15 protein-coding genes are annotated in these 17,518 nt (G+C 71.7%); 8 read left to right on the top strand and 7 right to left on the bottom strand.

Going from position 1 to position 17,518, the window contains the following annotated elements; genetic code table 11:
* Positions 1-25: 25 nt before the first annotated feature.
* Positions 26-1,108 carry a sugar phosphate nucleotidyltransferase gene (locus tag HZZ00_RS03100; RefSeq protein ID WP_180330763.1) on the bottom strand — a complete coding sequence of 361 codons (1,083 nt, stop codon included), beginning with the start codon at positions 1,106-1,108 and terminating at the stop codon, positions 26-28.
* Positions 1,109-1,393: 285 nt separating this feature from the next.
* On the opposite strand from HZZ00_RS03100, the gene HZZ00_RS03095 reads away from it, so the two are divergent.
* The 4 genes from HZZ00_RS03095 (at position 1,394) to HZZ00_RS03080 (ending at position 7,245) form a co-directional block, all read left to right on the top strand.
* The gene (locus HZZ00_RS03095; RefSeq protein ID WP_180330762.1) at positions 1,394-2,155 is read left to right on the top strand and encodes a TIGR03089 family protein; all 762 of its coding nucleotides are present in this window, start codon (positions 1,394-1,396) and stop codon (positions 2,153-2,155) included.
* A 78-nt stretch (positions 2,156-2,233) separates the two neighbouring features.
* A complete protein-coding gene (locus HZZ00_RS03090; protein ID WP_180330761.1) occupies positions 2,234-3,409 on the top strand; it encodes an LCP family protein in 1,176 nt (391 codons plus the stop codon).
* Positions 3,410-3,640: 231 nt separating this feature from the next.
* Positions 3,641-5,515 (top strand): LCP family protein, encoded by a 1,875-nt coding sequence (locus HZZ00_RS03085; RefSeq protein WP_180330760.1) that lies wholly within the window; start codon positions 3,641-3,643, stop codon positions 5,513-5,515.
* Positions 5,516-5,649: 134 nt separating this feature from the next.
* Positions 5,650-7,245 carry an LCP family protein gene (locus HZZ00_RS03080; RefSeq protein WP_180333368.1) on the top strand — a complete coding sequence of 532 codons (1,596 nt, stop codon included), beginning with the start codon at positions 5,650-5,652 and terminating at the stop codon, positions 7,243-7,245.
* A gap of 42 nt (positions 7,246-7,287) precedes the next feature.
* Here the strand turns inward: HZZ00_RS03080 and HZZ00_RS03075 are convergent, their stop codons facing one another.
* The gene (locus HZZ00_RS03075) at positions 7,288-8,313 is read right to left on the bottom strand and encodes a glycosyltransferase family 2 protein (RefSeq protein WP_180330759.1); all 1,026 of its coding nucleotides are present in this window, start codon (positions 8,311-8,313) and stop codon (positions 7,288-7,290) included.
* Positions 8,314-8,562: 249 nt separating this feature from the next.
* Between HZZ00_RS03075 and HZZ00_RS03070 the strand changes: the two genes are divergently transcribed.
* Complete coding sequence (locus tag HZZ00_RS03070; protein ID WP_180333367.1) at positions 8,563-9,936, top strand: LCP family protein; 1,374 nt, start codon at positions 8,563-8,565, stop codon at positions 9,934-9,936.
* A 27-nt stretch (positions 9,937-9,963) separates the two neighbouring features.
* Here HZZ00_RS03070 and HZZ00_RS03065 read toward each other — a convergent pair whose 3' ends face one another.
* On the bottom strand, positions 9,964-10,521 hold the full coding sequence (locus HZZ00_RS03065; RefSeq protein ID WP_257585637.1) for an acyl-CoA thioesterase: 558 nt from the start codon (positions 10,519-10,521) through the stop codon (positions 9,964-9,966).
* 119 nt (positions 10,522-10,640) lie between these two features.
* Between HZZ00_RS03065 and HZZ00_RS03060 the strand changes: the two genes are divergently transcribed.
* On the top strand, positions 10,641-11,897 hold the full coding sequence (locus HZZ00_RS03060; RefSeq protein ID WP_180330757.1) for an LCP family protein: 1,257 nt from the start codon (positions 10,641-10,643) through the stop codon (positions 11,895-11,897).
* 194 nt (positions 11,898-12,091) lie between these two features.
* On the opposite strand, the gene HZZ00_RS03055 is transcribed toward HZZ00_RS03060, so the two are convergent.
* The 3 genes from HZZ00_RS03055 to HZZ00_RS03045 all read right to left on the bottom strand — a co-directional run bounded on the left by HZZ00_RS03055 (position 12,092) and on the right by HZZ00_RS03045 (position 14,867).
* On the bottom strand, positions 12,092-13,054 hold the full coding sequence (locus HZZ00_RS03055; RefSeq protein ID WP_180328369.1) for an IS481 family transposase: 963 nt from the start codon (positions 13,052-13,054) through the stop codon (positions 12,092-12,094).
* 181 nt (positions 13,055-13,235) lie between these two features.
* Positions 13,236-13,601 (bottom strand): four-helix bundle copper-binding protein, encoded by a 366-nt coding sequence (locus HZZ00_RS03050; RefSeq protein ID WP_070023593.1) that lies wholly within the window; start codon positions 13,599-13,601, stop codon positions 13,236-13,238.
* Positions 13,602-13,760: 159 nt separating this feature from the next.
* The gene (locus HZZ00_RS03045; protein WP_071828499.1) at positions 13,761-14,867 is read right to left on the bottom strand and encodes an acyl-CoA dehydrogenase family protein; all 1,107 of its coding nucleotides are present in this window, start codon (positions 14,865-14,867) and stop codon (positions 13,761-13,763) included.
* A 241-nt stretch (positions 14,868-15,108) separates the two neighbouring features.
* Between HZZ00_RS03045 and HZZ00_RS03040 the strand changes: the two genes are divergently transcribed.
* Positions 15,109-16,452: a UDP-glucose/GDP-mannose dehydrogenase family protein gene (locus tag HZZ00_RS03040; RefSeq protein WP_180330756.1), complete on the top strand. Its 1,344-nt coding sequence runs from the start codon at positions 15,109-15,111 to the stop codon at positions 16,450-16,452.
* A 95-nt stretch (positions 16,453-16,547) separates the two neighbouring features.
* Here HZZ00_RS03040 and HZZ00_RS03035 read toward each other — a convergent pair whose 3' ends face one another.
* Positions 16,548-17,054, bottom strand: a complete 507-nt coding sequence (locus tag HZZ00_RS03035; RefSeq protein WP_180330755.1) for a CGNR zinc finger domain-containing protein — start codon at positions 17,052-17,054, stop codon at positions 16,548-16,550.
* Positions 17,055-17,137: 83 nt separating this feature from the next.
* Here HZZ00_RS03035 and HZZ00_RS03030 point away from each other — a divergent pair, with 83 nt between their 5' ends.
* Positions 17,138-17,500, top strand: coding sequence for a VOC family protein (locus tag HZZ00_RS03030; protein WP_180330754.1), 363 nt, complete (start codon positions 17,138-17,140; stop codon positions 17,498-17,500).
* Positions 17,501-17,518 lie beyond the last annotated feature (18 nt).

Below are 17,518 nucleotides of genomic sequence, written 5' to 3'. Positions count from 1 at the left end.
CGGCCGGCCGCGGCGGGCGGCGGCCCTACTGATCCGAGGAGAAGCGGACCGCGCCCGCCGGGATCAGCGCGTCGCACCACACCCGCGCTCCGTCGAGCAGTTCGTTGTCCGGGCCGACGACCGCGCCGTCACCGACCACCGTGCCGGTGAGGACGGAGCGTTCGCCGACGCGGGCGCGGGTGCCGATGAGGGAGTCGGTGACGACCGCGCCGGGCTCGATGACGGCACCGGGCAGGATCGTGGAGCCGAAGACCCGCGCGCCTTCAGCGACGAACGCGCCCTCGCCGACCACCGTGCCGCCGGTCACCTTGGCGTCCGGCGCGATCCGGGCGGTCGGCAGGATCAGCCGGTCCCCGCACCGCCCGGGTACCGCGGGGGACGGCGCCTTGCCGAGCACCAGGTCGGCCGAGCCGCGCACGAACGCCGCGGGGGTGCCGAGGTCCAGCCAGTACGTCGAGTCGACCATGCCCTGAAGATGCGCGCCGGCCGCGAGCAGCTCCGGGAAGGTCTCGCGCTCGACGGACACCGGCCGGCCCGCCGGGATCGTGTCGATGACCGAGCGGCGGAAGACGTACGCCCCCGCGTTGATCTGGTCGGTGACGATCTCCTGCGGCGTCTGCGGCTTCTCCAGGAAGGCCAGCACCCGGCCCGTCTCGTCCGTGGGCACCAGGCCGTAGGCGCGCGGGTCGGTCACCTTCGTCAGGTGCAGCGAGACGTCCGCGCCCGTCGACCGGTGGGTGTCGACGAGGGCCCGGATGTCCAGGCCGGTCAGGATGTCGCCGTTGAAGATCAGCACCGGCTCGTCGGGACCGGAGTGCAGCCGCGAGGCCACGTTGCGGATCGCCCCGCCCGTGCCCAGGGGCTCCTCCTCGGTGACGTACTCCAGGTGGAGGCCCAGCGACGAGCCGTCGCCGAAGTACGGCTCGAAGACCTCCGCCAAGTAGCTGGTGGCGAGGACGATGTGCTCGACGCCCGCCGCTCTCGCCCGCGCCAGCTGGTGGGTGAGGAACGGCACCCCCGCGGCCCGCACCATGGGCTTGGGGGTGTGCACCGTCAGCGGACGCAGTCGGGTGCCTTTGCCGCCGACCAGGAGGATCGCTTCTGTCACCTGTCGTCTCTGCTTCCTGCCGGGACCGGCCGAACTGCCTCGTTCTACTCGTATCGGCCGGTCAGTGTATGCAGACCGTAGCGATGGAGGCCGTGACGACCACGCCGTTTGCCGAGAGATCGGTGTGAGATCGGTGAGAGATCGGCGCGCCCCGCACCGGAACCTGCCCCGGAACCCGCATCGGAACCGGTCGCCGGGCCGGTCCCCGCGCCACCGGCCGAACCGGTCGCCCGCCCCGTGGCGGGCCGGGTCGTCCCCCACCCTCCCACGCGTACGCTGTGCCGGGTGAACGCCACCGATCGCACCCCCGCCGACCTGCTGGCCGCCGCGCTCGCCGCGGACCCCGGCCGCCCGCTGGTGACCTTCTACGACGATGCCACGGGCGAACGCGTCGAACTGTCTGTCGCCACCTTCGCCAACTGGGTGGCCAAGACCGCCAACCTCCTCCAGGACGACCTGTCCGTGGAACCCGGCGACCGGGTCGCGCTGCTGCTGCCCGCCCACTGGCAGACGGCGGTGTGGCTGCTGGCGTGCGCGTCGGTGGGCGCGGTGGCGGACGTGGCCGGGAACCCGGCGGCGGCCGACGTGGTGGTCAGCGGGCCCGACACGCTGGAGGCGGCGCGGGCGTGCCGGGGCGAGCGGGTCGCGCTGTCCCTGCGGCCGCTCGGCGGGCGGTTCCCGCAGCCGCCGCAGGGGTTCCTCGACTACGCCGTGGAGGTGCCGGGCCAGGGCGACCGGTTCTCCTCGCCCTACGCCGGGGAGTCGGCGCTGATCGTGGCCGGTGCGGAGTACAGCGGGGCCGAGGTCGTGGAGAAGGCCGTCGCCGACGCCCCCGCGCTGGACCTGACGGGTCCCGGTTCGCGGCTGCTGTCGGGGCTGCCGTACGACACCTGGGAGGGGCTGAGCGCGGGCCTGTACGCGCCGCTGGCCGGCGGTGGTTCCGTGGTGCTCTGCCGCCACCTGGACCGGCTGGACGAGGAGGCGCTGGCCAGGCGGATCGAGAGCGAGAAGGTGACCGCGGTACGCAGGCTCCCCCGCTCGGCGTAGCCCAGGGCGCCCGACCGGCCCGCGCGCCCCATCGTCGTAGGAGTACCGCCGCTCCTACCGCTTCGGGGACTCCGCGCCGTGACCGACTCCGCCCGTACGCCGCCCGGCCCCGGGGCCGGCTCGTCCGCGAGCGGGCGGGGGATCGCCCGGCGGCGGCGCCGGCGGTGGGGCGCGGCGGCGGGGTGCGGGGCCGTGGCGCTGGCCGTGGCGGCCGCCGGGGCCGGGTGGGCGGTCTACGACAAGCTCGGTGACAACATCCGGGCCGATGACGCGGCCGCCGCCGAACTCGCCCGGCACGCGCGCGAGCGGCCCCCGGACCTGGTGCCGGACGCCCGGAACATCCTGCTGATCGGCTCCGACACCCGGGCCGGGAGCGGCAACGCCCGCTACGGGCGGGACCTGGGCAGCCAGCGGTCGGACACCACGATCCTGCTGCACCTGGCCGCGGACCGGCGCAGCGCCACCGCCGTGTCCCTGCCCCGGGACCTGATGGTGTCGGTTCCCGGCTGCCTGCGGACCGACGGCAGCCGCGGCGAGCCGGTGTTCACGATGCTCAACCAGGCCTTCGAGCTGGGCGGTTCGGCCTGCACGATCCGAACCGTGGAGAAGCTGACGGGCATCCGCGTGGACCACCACGTGATCGTGGACTTCAGCGGGTTCAAGGACCTGGTGGACGCCGTCGACGGGGTGCGGGTCTGCCTGAAGGAGCCCATCGACGACAAGGCGGCCCGACTGCGGCTGCCCGCGGGCCCGGTCACCCTCGACGGGGAGCGGGCCCTCGGCTACGTGCGGGCCCGGGAGTCGGTGGGCGACGGCAGCGACACCGAGCGGATGCGGCGGCAGCAGCGCTTCCTCGGCGCCCTGGTCACCAGGCTGCGCGGCATCGACGTACTGCTCAACCCGCTGCGGCTGTACGCCGTGTTGAACGCGGCCACCTCGTCCCTCACCACCGACCCCGGTCTGGCGGACCCGGTCGATCTGTACCGGTTGGTGCGCGCGCTGCGCGACATCCCCACCGAACACGTGCGGTTCCTGACGGTGCCGAGGGAGTCGTACGTCCGCGACGCCGATCGTGACCAACTCGTGGAGCCCGCCGCCGAGAAGCTGTTCGCCCGGCTGCGCGCGGACCGGCCGGTGGCGGTCGCCGACGATGCCCCGAAGCCTCGGCAGGGGGCGCAAAAAGGCACAAAGGGCGACCCCTCCGCGGCGCCCGTCTTCACCGGGAACACGGCCGCGGAGCACGGCTGCGAGTAAGGCATTCGCCAAGGGAACGGACTTCCGTTCAGAAAATGAGGCGGATTGCCCAGTTGTAGGGACGACGAATTTGTCACCGGCGTCGCTTGACGCTGAACTGGGCGGATAGTGTGAGCGATCCGGTGCACGTGGCCACGAGGTCCGACCTGGGGTCGTGCACTGTTTCACCGAGACCCGAGCGCCTTTGAGGGGGAAGGCGCCGCGTGGCCCCGACGGAGGATTCGGACAACCGTGGACGCGCAAGGCCGTGGGCGGGCGGACAACATCGATCCCGCAGACCAGTGGGTGCTCAATCCGAACACCGGCGAATACGAACTGCGACTGCCCCCTTCCGGAACGCAATCGGTACCCGGTCCGCGCCGGCCGTCCACCGAGAACGGCGGCGGGCGGCGGCGCCGTAACGACATGGCGCCGGGCGAGACCCGTGAGATGAGCCAAGTGGGGGCGGAGGACGGCGCTCGTGCCGAGGGCGGCGCGCGCGCCGGAACCGCGACCCGCGCCCGGGGCGGGACGCGCGCCTCGGACAAGGGGCGCGCCGCCGAGCAGGGCCGCGCCGGTGACAAGGCGCGCGCCGGGGACGTCCCTCCGCCGCGCTCCTCCCGCCGCAAGGGCGCCGAGCCCGAGCCGGCGCCGGGGCGCCGCGGCCGGCGGCCGGCGAAGAAGAAGTCGAAGGTCAAGAAGGTCCTCGCGTGGACCGCGGGCGGCACCGCCTTCGTGCTGGTCGCCGCGGGCGCCGCCGGGTACCTGTACCTCAAGCACCTTGAGGGGAACATCAGTTCCACCGACGTCGGCGACGCGGGCTCCAAGGGCTTCAGCAAGGACGAGGCTTTCAACCTGCTGATCATCGGCACCGACCGGCGGACCGGCAAGGGCAACGAGGGCTACGGCGACAAGGGCAGCGTCGGGCACGCGGACACCAACATCCTGCTGCACGTCTCGAAGGACCGCAGCAACGCGACCGCGCTGAGCATCCCGCGCGACCTGATCGTGAACGTCCCGGACTGCCCGACGAAACAGCCCGACGGCTCGACCAAGGTGGTCCCCGGCTCGGAGAACGTGCGCTTCAACACCAGCCTCGGCCAGGACGGCCGCGACCCGGGCTGCACCATGCGCACGGTCGAAGAGGTCACCGGCATACACGTGGACCACTTCATGATGGCGGACTTCAACGCGGTGAAGACCCTGACCACCGCCGTGAACGGCGTACAGGTGTGTGTCACCCACCCCGTGAGCGACCCGGATTCCCACCTCAAGCTGCCGGCGGGCAAGTCCTGGGTGCAGGGCGAGCAGGCGCTCGCCTTCGTGCGCACCCGGCACAGCTTCGGCAACCACGGCGACCTCGACCGCATCAAGGTCCAGCAGCAGTTCCTGGGCTCGCTGATGCGCAAGATGTCCTCCAGCGACACGCTCACCAACCCGTCGAAGCTGATGGACCTCGCGGAGGCGGCCACCAAGGCGCTCACCGTCGACACCGGCATCGACAACATCAGCACGCTGAAGGACATGGCGCTGGAGCTGAAGAAGGTGCCGCCGAAGAACATCACCTTCACCACGGTGCCGGTGGTGGACAACCCCGCCGAGAAGGTCCCCGTGACCGTCGTCCTCAACCAGTCGGAGGCCCCACCGGTCTTCCAGGCGATACAGAACGACGTCTCGTTCACCGACGTGAAGCGCAAGCAGAAGGCCGCCAAGGACGCCCAGAACGCCCGGCTCAAGGGCAGCAGGTCCGCGCCGGGCGACGTGCGGGTGCGCATCCTCAACGGCGGTGCCGCCACCGGCAGCGCCCAGGCGGTCCTCACCTGGCTGCAGAACACCGAGGGCGTGCCGAAGTCGGAGAACGCGGGCGACGCCCCGGCGCAGCTGACGAAGACCACCTTGGAGTACGGCCCCGAACAGGCCGACCAGGCACGCGAGTTGGCCGCGCTGATGGGGCTGCCGGGCTCGGCGCTCAAGCCGGGCAAGAGCGTCGTCAACTCCCAGGGGCTGCCCGCGATGACCCTGACCCTGAGCAAGGACTTCAAGGGCGCGGGCATCCCGCTGACCGCCCCGCAGAAGGCGCCGAAGGTCGACAAGTCAACGGCCGGCGAGGTTAAGTGCGCCTCATAGGTAACCCTGCGGGCCCGTCGTGCGTCTAACCACTCGACGCGGGACGGGCCCGTCGCATGGCGCAAGGGGCGGGGAGGGCAGGGAGATTGGCGCAGAGCGAAGTGCGGGGTGACGCTGCCGAAGTGGACGACACGATGGCGCTCACACCGCGGACGGCGAGCCCGTCGGACAGTGCCGGACGGCACGGGGGCGGGCGGCGCACGGGGGGTCCCGGGAAGGACCGGCCACGCCGGGGACGGCGCGCGCTGCGCTGGTCGGCGACGGTGCTGGCGGTGGTCATACTCGGGACCGCGGGCGCGGGTTACCTCTACTACCAGCACCTGAACGGCAACATACGCAAGGGCGAGCGCAGCAGCGGTGACGCCAAGGCGCGCAAGACCGCCCCGAACGCGGCCGGACAGACCCCGTTGAACATCCTGTTGCTCGGTTCGGACAGCCGCAACTCCGCCGAGAACCTCAAGCTGGGCGGCAGCCGGAGCAGCGTCGGCGATCCCCCGCTCGCGGACGTGCAGATGCTCATCCACATATCCGCCGACCGCAAGAGCGCGGCCATGGTGAGCATCCCCCGGGACACCCGGGTCGCCATCCCCAAGTGCACGGACCCCGACACCGGCAAGGTCTACCCCCCGACGAACGACATCATCAACACCACCCTGGGCCGGGGCGGCGCCGGCTGCACGCTGGCCACCTGGGAGAACCTCACCGGGGTCTACATCGACCACTGGATGACGATCGACTTCGCGGGCGTGGTGAAGATGGCGGACGCCATCGGCGGTGTCGACGTCTGTGTGAAGCAGAACGTCTGGGACCGCCCGACCGCGGCCCAGCGCGGTGGCTCCGGGCTGAAGCTGACGGCCGGGACGCACAAGGTCAAGGGCGTGCAGGCGCTCCAGTGGCTGCGCACCCGGCACGCCTGGGGCAGCGACCTGATGCGGGCGCGCGCCCAGCACATGTACCTGAACTCCATGATCCGCACGCTCAAGTCGCAGAACATCTTCACCGACAGCGGGCGCCTGATGGACCTGGCCGACTCGGCCACCAAGTCCCTCAAGGTCTCCGAGGAGATCGGCACGGTCAAGGAGCTGTACGACCTCGCCATGGAGATGAAGTCGGTGCCGACCAACCGCATCACCAGCGTGACGATGCCCAACCTCCCGGACCCGCGGGACCCCGACAACCACGTCGTGCCCGACCAGGCGGACGCGGACCGGCTGTTCGAGATGCTGCGCGACGACGTCCCGCTCGACAAGAACGGCGGCAAGGGGTCCTCGAAGCCGGTCGCGGACAAGCCGGAGCCGGCGCAGACGCCCTCCACCGACCCGTCCCGGCTCGGGGTGCTGGTGCGCAACGCCACCGGCTCCTCCTCGCAGGCCGCGGCGCCGGGGCGGGCCAGGACCGTCGCGCAGGCACTCGTGGCGCAGGGCTTCGGCAGGGCGACGGCCGACGCCTCGGGGTCGCTGTCCGAGGACAAGACGGTCGTCGAGTACCCGAGCGCGGACCTGGAGGGCGACGCTCAGGGCGTGGCCAAGGCGCTGGGCATCCCGGCGAGCGCGGTGCGCAAGTCCACCGGGGTCTCCGGTGTCACGGTCGTGGTGGGCGCCGACTGGCGCAGCGGCACCGTCTTCCCCAAGCAGTCCAAGCCGAAGGCCGGCGACATCCCGTCCAACGCCGACGCCATCAACGGCGCGGACACGGACTGCATGGACGTGTACAAGCCGTACCAGTGGTGAGGCGGCCGGGGCACCCTCGCGGGAAGGGGCCCCGGCTCTTCGTCAGGCGCCGCGCACCGCGGGCCGGCGCGAGGCGATGACCCGCTTGGCCAGCGACTTGGGGCTGGTCAGGAAGCCCCAGCCCCAGGACATGTGCATGGTGGCGAGGGCGACGGGGATCTGGAGCCGGGCCCTGGCCGGCAGGCCCCTGCCCGCGGGGACGGAACCCGCGGCGATCGCGGCCAGGTAGCCGCCGGGGATCACCAGCGCCCAGGGGGTGACGGCCACGCCGACCACCAGGCCCGCGGCGATGGCGCACACCGCGGTCGGCGGGGCGAGGTAGCGCAGGTTGATGGAGCCGGAGTGGTAGCGGGCGACGACATGGCGCCAGCGGCCGTAGTCCTTGTACTGCTTGGCGAGGGCGCGCACCGAGGGGCGGGGGCGGTAGGAGACCTTCAGCTCGGGTGAGAACCAGATCAGACCGCCCGCCTCGCGGATGCGGAAGTTCAGCTCCCAGTCCTGGGCGCGGATGAACTCCTCGTTGTAGCCGCCCTGTTGCTCCAGCGCCTCGCGCCGGAAGACGCCGAGGTAGACGGTCTCGGCGGGGCCGGCCTGGCCACCGGTGTGGAACGCCGCGTTGCCGACGCCGATCTTCGAGGTCATCGCGGCGGCGACCGCGTGCTCCCAGTCGTTCTCGCCCTCGGCGTGCATGATGCCGCCGACGTTCTGCGCGCCGGTCTCCTCCAGGAGCCGCACGGCGGTGGCGATGTAGTTCGGCGAGAGCATGCCGTGGCCGTCGACGCGGACCACGATCGGGTGCCGGGAGGCCTTGATCGCCGCGTTCAGCGCCGCGGGGGTGCGGCCGGTCGGATTCGGCACGGTGTGCACGCGGGGGTCTTCGGCGACCAGCTCGGCGGCGATCTCGTCCGTTCGGTCCGTGGACGGACCGAGGGCGATCACGACCTCCATCTCGCCGGCGTACTCCTGCGCGAGGATCGCTTGGACGGCCCCGCGCAGATGCCGTTCCTCGTTGAGGACGGGCATGATCACGGATACGGCGGGGAACCGCACGTCGGGCTTGGCGTTCATAGGACGCTCACGTTACCGCGAACGGGGGACAGCGGTGCGCGCCGCCGGGGCCGTGACGCGGGATGGAGATCGTATCGGCCTACTGTGCTCACGGATCCCACGTACGGCCTCGTCCGGAGGTGTCCCTTGGCCAGCCCGCCCCGGTCCCCGGCGCGTCCCCAGCGCCGCCCGCAGCCGCCCCGCCGGGTGCCGCCCCCGCCCGAGCGACCGGTGCGGCCCGTACGCCGACGACGGCGCCCGCGCTGGGCCATGCGGGCGATGACCACCCTGTCGGTGGTCGTGCTCGCCTCCGCCGGCATCGGGCACGCGGTGGTCACCAGCCTGGACGCGGGCATCGCCCGGGTGGACGCCTTCAAGGACATGAAGAACCGGCCGCAGGCGGGCCACGGCATGAACATCCTGCTGGTCGGCACCGACGGCCGGGACAAGATCACCGATCGGCAGCGGCGCGCGTTCCACCTGGGCGGACAGCCCTGCCACTGCACCGACACGATGATGATCGTGCACATCTCGGCCGACCGGGAGCGGGCCACGGTGGTGAGTCTGCCGCGCGACTCCTACGCCGAGGTGCCCGCCCACCTCGACCCGAGCACCGGCCGGCAGCTCGGCCCGCACCCGCTGAAGCTGAACGCGGCCTACGCCGAGGGCGGCCCCCAGCTGACCGTGCGCACGGTCGAGGACATGACCCGGGTGAAGATCGACCACTACCTGGAGGTGGACTTCACCAGCTTCATGCGGACCGTGGACGTCCTCGGCGGGGTCCGGATCTGTACGGCGACGCCGCTGAAGGACACCTACAGCGGGCTCGACCTCGCGCCCGGCACGCACACCCTGCTGGGCGGCCAGGCGCTCCAGTACGTGCGCTCACGGCACCTGGACGGGGCGAGCGACCTGGGCCGGATGAAGCGGCAGCAGCGGTTCCTGGCGGCGCTGATCGAGAAGGCCACCTCGTCCGGGGTGCTGCTGAACCCGATGCGGTTCAGGGACGTGACCCGGGCGGTGCTGGGCTCGGTCCGTGCCGACAAGGGCTTCGGCACCGACGAGCTGCTCGACCTCGGCCGCGCGATGCGGAACTTCTCGCCCTCGTCCTCGGAGTTCGCCACCGTCCCCATCGGACAGCTGAACTACCAGGTCAAGGGCGTCGGCGAGACCCTGAAGTGGGACCCGGCCCGGTCCGCCCGGCTGTTCGCGGCGCTGCGCGACGACAAGCCGCTCACGGCGGCGCACCACGCCACGGCCCCCGCCGCGGCGCCCGTCGACGTGGACCCCCGGCAGGTCCGGGTCCAGGTGGCGAACGGCACCACCACCTCGGGGCTGGCCAAGCGGATCGACACCGAGCTGGCGGCGACCGGCTTCGCCACCACCCACCGGCCGGTGACGGCGCCCGCCCGGTCGGCGGCCACGCTCATCACCTACGACCCCCGCTGGGACCGCTCCGCCCACGCCCTGGCCGCGGCCCTGCCGGGCAGCGAGCTGCGCGCGGCGCCGGGGCAGGGGCCGGTGCTGACGGTGACCGCCGGGGCCGGCTTCCGGGGCGTGCGGGCGGTGCGTTTCGAGGACCCGGGGCGTCCGGACCAGAGCGTGGTGCGGGGCAACGAGGTGGTGTGCTCGGGCGACGCCTGAGCACACCACCGGGACGGCACCGGGCGCTCAGTCCTGGAGGCCCTCCGCGGCCCGCTGCTCGCGCAGCTCGCGGATGGCGCGGCGGCGGGCCAGCCGGTGGGTGCGGCGGATCTGCGCCTCCTGGTAGCGGCGGCGGTCGCGGTCGGTCTCGGGTATCACCGGCGGCACCGGGCGCGGCTTGCCGTCGGCGTCCACGGCCGCGAAGACGAGGTAGGCCGAGCCGACCTGGGTGGCCGGGGCGGACTCGTTCCAGCGCTCGGCAAGGACCCGTACGCCGACCTCCATGGAGGTCCGGCCGGTCCAGTTGACCTGCGCCTTCACATGGACCAGGTCACCGACGCGGACCGGTTCGAGGAACGCCATCTCGTCCATGGACGCGGTGACGGCGGGACCGCCGGAGTGCCGTCCGGCGACCGCGCCCGCCGCGTCGTCCACCAGCTTCATGATCACCCCGCCGTGCACCGTGCCCAGCAGGTTGGTGTCGCTGTGGGTCATGATGTGGCTCAGCGTGGTGCGCGAGGCGGAGGTGGGCTTGCCCGGGATGTCCGGTTCCACTGCTTCCGAGTCCGTGGCCTGGTCTGTCATGCGCTCTACCTTATGCCGAAGTGACATTCGCGGAATTTGTGTCAGCTTCGCAACAGCGGCGCCCTTATTTTCCGACATCCCTTGTAAGCCGTACGGCGGCGCCCTGCACACTGGTCCGCATGAATGACTGGCCCGAGGGATGGTCCGACGACGATCGCGGCCCCCGTTACGGACGCGGCAGCTCCGGCGCACAGCCGGAGGGCGCCCGCGTGATGCGTCAGGTGCGGCGCGGCCCTGCGGCGCCGCCGCAGGGGGCCGGCGTTCCGCAGCAGCCGTCGTACGTGGACGGCGGCGGGTACGACGGCGGGTACGACAGCGGCTACAACACCGGCCAGGTCTACGGCGGCCCCGGCGGCCGAGGGCCGGGCGGCGCGCCGGGTCCCGGCCCGCGCCGCGCGCCGAACTGGCGCCGGCGGATCAAGTGGACGGCGATCACGCTGGCCACCGTGGTCGTCGTCACATCGGTCGCGACCTACTTCTGGGCCGACTCCAAGCTGCGCCGCGAGGTCGACCTGTCCACGGTGATCGACCGGCCGCAGCCGGGCTCGGGCACCAACTACCTGATCGTCGGCTCGGACAGCCGCGAGGGCATGACCAAGGCGGACGAGAAGAAGCTGCACACCGGTGCCGCCGAGGGCAAGCGCACCGACTCGATGATGATCCTGCACGTCGGCGACAGCGGCGACACGCTGATCTCGCTGCCGCGCGACTCGAACGTGGAGATCCCCTCGTACAAGGGCTCGACGTCCGGGAAGGTCTACCCCGCCACCGGCCGCCAGGAGAAGCTGAACGCGGCCTACGCCGAGGACGGCCCGACGCTGCTGGTGCGCACGATCGAGTACAACACCGGGCTGCACATCGACCACTACGTCGAGATCGGCTTCCAGGGCTTCGCCAACATCGTGGACGCGGTCGGCGGGGTCCAGATCGACATCGACAAGGGCTTCAAGGACAAGTGGTCCGGCGCCGACTTCCAGGCCGGCAAGCAGACCCTGAACGGGCAGCAGGCGCTCGCCTTCGTCCGCACCCGGCACGCGTTCGCCGCCTCCGACCTCCAGCGGACCAAGAACCAGCAGAAGTTCCTGGCGGCCCTGGCCCACCAGGTGGCCACGCCGTCGACGGTCCTCAACCCGTTCCGGCTCTACCCGACCATGGGCGCGGGCCTGGACTCGCTGATCGTGGACAAGGACATGTCCCTGTGGGACCTGGCCTCGATGTTCTGGGCGATGAAGGGCGTCAACGGCGGTGACGGCACCTCGCTGAACATGCCGATATCGGGCTCCGTGGGCGGCAACCTCGTCTGGGACAAGGCGAAGGTGAAGACCCTGGTGGACGAGCTGAACAACGACCAGAAGATCACCGTCACCAACGGCTAGGGTCTTTCGTTTGGATCAGGCCGGATCAGGGAGCGGGGTCTGGTGCGTGCAGATGCAAGGCGGAGGAGGGAGTCAACGCGATGGGGGTGCCCCCGCGCGAGCGAAGCCGAGCGTGGGGGAGTTGGCGACCGACGACAACGCCGCAGATGTGCGTGCCAGACCCCGCGAGCCCGGCGTGATCCAGACGAGAGGCCCTAGGTGTGCTGTTCGGACAGGTTGGTGACGCGGCTGGCTGGTGGGTAACCGCTGATGCCGGTGTGGGGTCGGTGGTAGTTGTACCAGTCCAGCCAGTCGGGAAACGCGGCCTGCCGTTCGGCGTCTGAGGTGTAGGGCCGGATGTAGGCCCACTCGTCGAGCAGGGTGCGGTGGAAGCGTTCGACCTTGCCGTTGGTCTGCGGTCGCCAGGGCCTGGTCCAGCGGGGCCTGATGCCCAGCTCGCGGCAGGTGTCGCGCCAGGTGTTCTTCGTGTAGGCCCAGGCGTTGTCCGTCAGGACGCGTTCGACGGTGACGCCCCGCTGGGCGAACCAGGCCGTTGCCCGGGTGAGGAAGGCGGCGCAGGTCGCGGCCTTTTCGTCGGGCAGGTCTTCGGTGTAGGCCAGGCGGGTGTGGTCGTCCAGGGCGGTGTGCAGGTAGGCGTATCCGGTGCCGCTGCGGCGGTCCTGGTTGGCCCGGCCGGCCGCGCGGCCGAGGAATTTGTGGCCGCCGCCGTCGGGGATGCGGCCGAGTTTCTTGACGTCGATGTGGACCAGTTCGCCGGGCCGGGCCCGTTCGTAGCGGCGCACGGGCTCGCCGGTGGACCGGTCGCAGGCGGCCAGAGCCGGCAGGCCGTGCCGGACCAGGATGCGGTGGGCGGTAGAGGTGGCGATACCGGTTCGGGCCGCGAGTCGCAGCGGGCCGATGCGGTGTTCGCGCCGCAGCCGCACGACCTGTGCCTCGATGGCGGCCGGGGTCCGGTGGGGTTGACGGTGCGGGCGGCTGGAGCGGTCGTGCATGCCTTCGGCGCCCAGCTGCCGGTAGCGGCCTGCCCAGCGGGCGGCGGTGGTGTGGCTGACCTGGAAGCGTTCCGCGGCCCTGCGCAGCGGCCAGCCGTCGTCCACGACACACCGGGCCAGCCGCAGCCTGCCGGTCGGGGTCAGCGGGGCATTACGGTGGGACACGAGGGCCTCCTGGACGTCGGTGCAGACTTCGCAATCCACACCGAACCCAGAAGGCCCTCACCTGTTCAAGCACCCAGCCCGCGTGTCACCAACGTCCCGGGACAACACACCTAGGCGCGCTGCCGGCGGCGTTCGAGGGCACCCCGGCGGGCCGTCCCCGAACGCCGCTCGGCGGTTCAGCTCACATCCGGACGCCCGCCATCGCGCGGCACATCTCGGCACAGCGGCGACACGCCTGCGCGCAGCGCATCAGCTGCGGGTCGTCGGGCATGGCCATACACGCCTCGGCGCACATGTCGCACGCCTTGGCGCACATCGCGCACATCTCGCCCGACATCGGCGAGCGGCGCATCATCATGTCGGCGCACATCCTGGTCGTCTCCGAGCAGTCCATGAGCGCCCGCATGATCTGCATTTGCGCCTGCCCGCCCTGCTGCATGCAGGAGCTCATGGTCTCCTCGCAGATGCTGTGGCAGTTCATGCAGGCCTCGATGCAGTCCTGCATCTGCTTGGTCATGGCGGGCATGGTGGTTCCGGGCTGGGCCATGGCTCCTCCTCGGGAGCGGGGGGACCCGGGCTCGGGTCCCGTGTGCTTCCGTCCTACGCCGCCCGGCGCCGCCCCGCATGTGACCGACCGGTCGTAAGGCCGGGACGCGAAGAGGCCCCCGGCGGCGGCCGGGGGCCTCGGTGACGAGCCGGAGGGCCGTTACGGCAGGTTCCGCGCCATCACGATGCGCTGGACCTGGTTGGTGCCCTCGTAGATCTGCGTGATCTTGGCGTCGCGCATCATGCGCTCGACCGGGTAGTCGCGGGTGTAGCCGTAGCCGCCGAGGAGCTGGACGGCGTCGGTGGTGACCTCCATGGCGACGTCGGAGGCGAAGCACTTGGCCGCGGCGCCCAGGTAGGTGAGGTCGGAGTCGCCGCGCTCGGAAGCGGCGGCGGCCTGGTAGGTCAGGGCGCGGGCCGCCGAGATCTTCATGGACATGTCCGCGAGCATGAACTGGATGCCCTGGAAGTCGGCGATCGCCTTGCCGAACTGCTTGCGCTCCTGGACGTAGCCCTTGGCGTAGTCGAGGGCGCCCTGGGCGACACCGAGCGCCTGGGCGGCGATGGTGATGCGGGTGTGGTCCAGGGTCTTCATCGCCGTGGCGAAGCCGGTGCCCTCCTCGCCGATCATGCGGTCGGCGGGGATGCGGACGTTGTCGAAGTAGACCTCACGGGTCGGCGAGCCCTTGATGCCGAGCTTCTTCTCGGGGGCGCCGAAGGAGACGCCCTCGTCGGACTTCTCGACCACGAAGGCGGAGATGCCCTTGGAGCGCTTGGCCGGGTCGGTCACCGCCATGACGGTGTAGTACTCGGAGACGCCCGCGTTGGTGATCCAGCGCTTGACGCCGTTGAGGATCCAGTGGTCGCCGTCGCGGACCGCCTTGGTCTTCATGCCGGCCGCGTCCGAGCCCGCCTCCGGCTCGGAGAGGCAGTACGAGAACATCGCGTCGCCCTTGGCCAGCGGGCCCAGGTACTTCTTCTTCAGCTCCTCGGAGCCGGAGAGGATCACCGGGAGCGAGCCGAGCTTGTTCACCGCGGGGATCAGGGAGGAGGAGACGCAGGCGCGGGCCACCTCCTCGATCACGATGACCGTGGCGAGGGCGTCGGCGCCGGAGCCGCCGTACTCCTCGGGGACGTGCACGGCGTGCAGGTCGTTGGCGACCAGGGCGTCGAGGGCCTCCTGCGGGAAGCGTGCCTCCTCGTCCACCGCCGCGGCGTACGGCGCGATCTTCGCCTCGACCAGGGAGCGGACGGCGTCGCGGAGCATGTCGTGCTCCTCGGACGGGCGGTACAGGTCGAAGTCAGCCGATCCGGCCAAGGTCTCTCACGCTCCAAAGACGCAGTGATGGTGGCACATTACAGACGCTAATTACCGTTAAGTAACTCGAATTTTAGGGCTCCCGCCCCGGGTCGCCTACGTGAGCTTGGCGACAGCGGGAAAGCTGCCCGCCGAGCGGCACCGCTATGCTCGGGCCCGCACGAGACAATCCCCGAGCTGGAGTGCATCCATGAGCCTGAAGATCACAGTGATCGGCACCGGCTATCTCGGCGCCACGCACGCCGCGGCCATGGCCGAGCTGGGATTCGAGGTGCTGGGCCTGGATGTCGTGCCCGAGAAGATCGCCATGCTGGAGCGCGGCGAGACCCCGATGTACGAGCCGGGTCTCGAGGAACTGCTGCGCCGGCACGTGGCCGGTTTCGAGGGGTCCACCGGGCGGCTGCGGTTCACCACCGACTGGGCCGAGGCCGGTGCCTTCGGCGATGTGCACTTCGTCTGCGTGAACACCCCGCAGAAGCACGGCGAGTACGCCTGCGACATGTCGTACGTCGACTCCGCCGTCGCCTCCCTCGCCCCGCATCTGCGCGGCCCGGCCCTGGTGGTCGGCAAGTCCACGGTGCCGGTGGGCTCGGCCGACCGGCTCGCCGCCTACCTCGCCGAGCACGCCCCGGCGGGCGGCGACGCCGAGCTGGCCTGGAACCCGGAGTTCCTGCGCGAGGGCTTCGCCGTCGAGGACACCCTGCACCCGGACCGGATCGTGGTGGGCGTGCGCAGCGAGCGCGCGGAGAAGCTGCTGCGCGAGGTGTACGCGACGCCGGTGGAGGAGGGCACCCCCTTCGTGGTCACCGACTTCCCCACCGCCGAACTGGTGAAGACCGCCGCGAACTCCTTCCTCGCCACCAAGATCTCCTTCATCAACGCGATGGCGGAGGTCTGCGAGGCGGCCGGCGGCGACGTGGCCAAGCTGGCGGAGGCCATCGGCCACGACGACCGGATCGGGCGCAAGTTCCTGCGCGCCGGGATCGGCTTCGGCGGCGGCTGCCTGCCCAAGGACATCCGGGCGTTCATGGCCCGCGCCGGCGAGCTGGGCGCGGACCAGGCGCTGACCTTCCTGCGGGAGATCGACTCCATCAACATGCGCCGGCGCGGCCAGATGGTGGAGATGGCCCGGGAGGCGCTGGGCGGCGGCTCCTTCCTCGGCAAGCGGGTGGCCGTGCTCGGTGCCACCTTCAAGCCCGACTCGGACGACGTCCGTGACTCGCCCGCGCTGAACGTGGCCGGCCAGATACACCTCCAGGGCGGTCAGGTGACCGTGTACGACCCGAAGGGCATGGACAACGCCCGCAGGGTCTTCCCCACGCTCGGCTACGCCGGCTCGGCGCTGGAGGCCGTGCGCGGCGCGGACGTCGTGCTGCACCTGACCGAGTGGCGGGAGTTCCGCGAGCTGGACCCGGCCGCGCTGGGCGAGGTGGCGTCGGCCCGGGTGCTCCTGGACGGGCGCAACACCCTCGACCCGGAGCTGTGGCGCCGGGCGGGCTGGACGTACCGGGCGATGGGCCGCCCGACCGCCTGACCGGCGAAGACGACGCACCGGGGCGGCGCCGGTTCGGCCGAGGCTCAGTCGGCCGAACCGGTGCCGCCCCGCATTTTGCCCCAGCTCCCTGTGGGTCAGGCCCCCTTGGCCCGGTAGCGCCGCATCTTGGCGCGCGCCCCGCAGACCCGCATCGAGCACCAGCGGCCGCGCCCGGCGGGGCTGCGGTCGTAGTACGCCCAGTGGCAGGTCTCGGCCTCGCACGCCTTCAGCCGCATCCAGGTGCCGGCCACCAGTGCCCCGGCGACGGCCGCGGCGATCCGGGACGGCAGCGGGGCGTCCTCGGCCGGGGCGAGGGCCGCCGAGCCGTCCCGCCCGTCCACGGCGACGTACAGCGGCGCGCGGGCCAGCAGCTCGCCGAGCGGAGTGACCGCCCGGTGCGGCGGATGCCCGGCGTGGGCGAGCAGCGCGGCCCGCAGCGACTCGCGCAGCTCCCGCGCCTCGGCCAGGCCGTCCTCGGCGATCCCGAAGCGCTCGCGGCCCTCCTCGGTGTCCAGCGCGTCGACGCCGCTCTCCAGGTCCACCGTGTTGACCAGGGACTCGACCAGGGCAAGGCCACCGGGAGCCGCCGATCTGTCATTCATGGTTGCGACGTTACCGCCAGTCCGGGAGCATGGGGTAACCGTTACCGGTTACCCGCCTCTACGGGTAACAGAAGGAGGTCGTCATGGCTCTCGCCAAGCTCGGTGTGGTGGTCCTGGACTGTCCCGATCCCGGCGCGCTGGCCCGCTTCTACGCCGAGGTGCTCGGCGGCACGGTGGGGCGCGAGGAGGACGACTGGGTGGAACTGTCGGTGCCCGGCGGGCAGCTGCTGGCCTTCCAGCGGGCCGCCGGTCACACCCCGCCGCAGTGGCCCTCCGAGGAGCGGTCGCAGCAGTTCCACCTGGACCTGGACGTGCCGGACCTGGACGCGGCGGAGGAAGGGGTCCTCAAGCTGGGGGCGAAGCCCCTGGACACCGACGACCGCTCCCGTTCCTTCCGGGTGTACGCCGATCCGGCGGGGCACCCGTTCTGTCTCTGCGCCTGCTGACCTACCCACAGGAGGAGT

Source organism: Streptomyces sp. NEAU-sy36 (genome assembly GCF_013423905.1).
GTDB classification, from domain to species: Bacteria; Actinomycetota; Actinomycetes; order Streptomycetales; family Streptomycetaceae; genus Streptomyces; species Streptomyces misionensis.
Note: the sequence above shows the minus strand (reverse complement) of the source record. Positions and strands in the feature narration are given on the sequence as shown.

What these genes read in the sequence shown, in the direction of transcription:
- HZZ00_RS03080 (WP_180333368.1), top strand. Translation starts at nt 5,650, where the DNA reads ATGGCGCTCACACCGCGGACGGCGAGCCCGTCGGACAGTGCCGGACGG.
- HZZ00_RS03075 (WP_180330759.1), bottom strand. Translation starts at nt 8,313, where the DNA reads ATGAACGCCAAGCCCGACGTGCGGTTCCCCGCCGTATCCGTGATCATG.
- HZZ00_RS03070 (WP_180333367.1), top strand. Translation starts at nt 8,563, where the DNA reads ATGCGGGCGATGACCACCCTGTCGGTGGTCGTGCTCGCCTCCGCCGGC.
- HZZ00_RS03065 (WP_257585637.1), bottom strand. Translation starts at nt 10,521, where the DNA reads ATGACAGACCAGGCCACGGACTCGGAAGCAGTGGAACCGGACATCCCG.
- HZZ00_RS03060 (WP_180330757.1), top strand. Translation starts at nt 10,641, where the DNA reads ATGAATGACTGGCCCGAGGGATGGTCCGACGACGATCGCGGCCCCCGT.
- HZZ00_RS03050 (WP_070023593.1), bottom strand. Translation starts at nt 13,601, where the DNA reads ATGGCCCAGCCCGGAACCACCATGCCCGCCATGACCAAGCAGATGCAG.
- HZZ00_RS03045 (WP_071828499.1), bottom strand. Translation starts at nt 14,867, where the DNA reads ATGCTCCGCGACGCCGTCCGCTCCCTGGTCGAGGCGAAGATCGCGCCG.
- HZZ00_RS03040 (WP_180330756.1), top strand. Translation starts at nt 15,109, where the DNA reads ATGAGCCTGAAGATCACAGTGATCGGCACCGGCTATCTCGGCGCCACG.
- HZZ00_RS03035 (WP_180330755.1), bottom strand. Translation starts at nt 17,054, where the DNA reads ATGAATGACAGATCGGCGGCTCCCGGTGGCCTTGCCCTGGTCGAGTCC.
- HZZ00_RS03030 (WP_180330754.1), top strand. Translation starts at nt 17,138, where the DNA reads ATGGCTCTCGCCAAGCTCGGTGTGGTGGTCCTGGACTGTCCCGATCCC.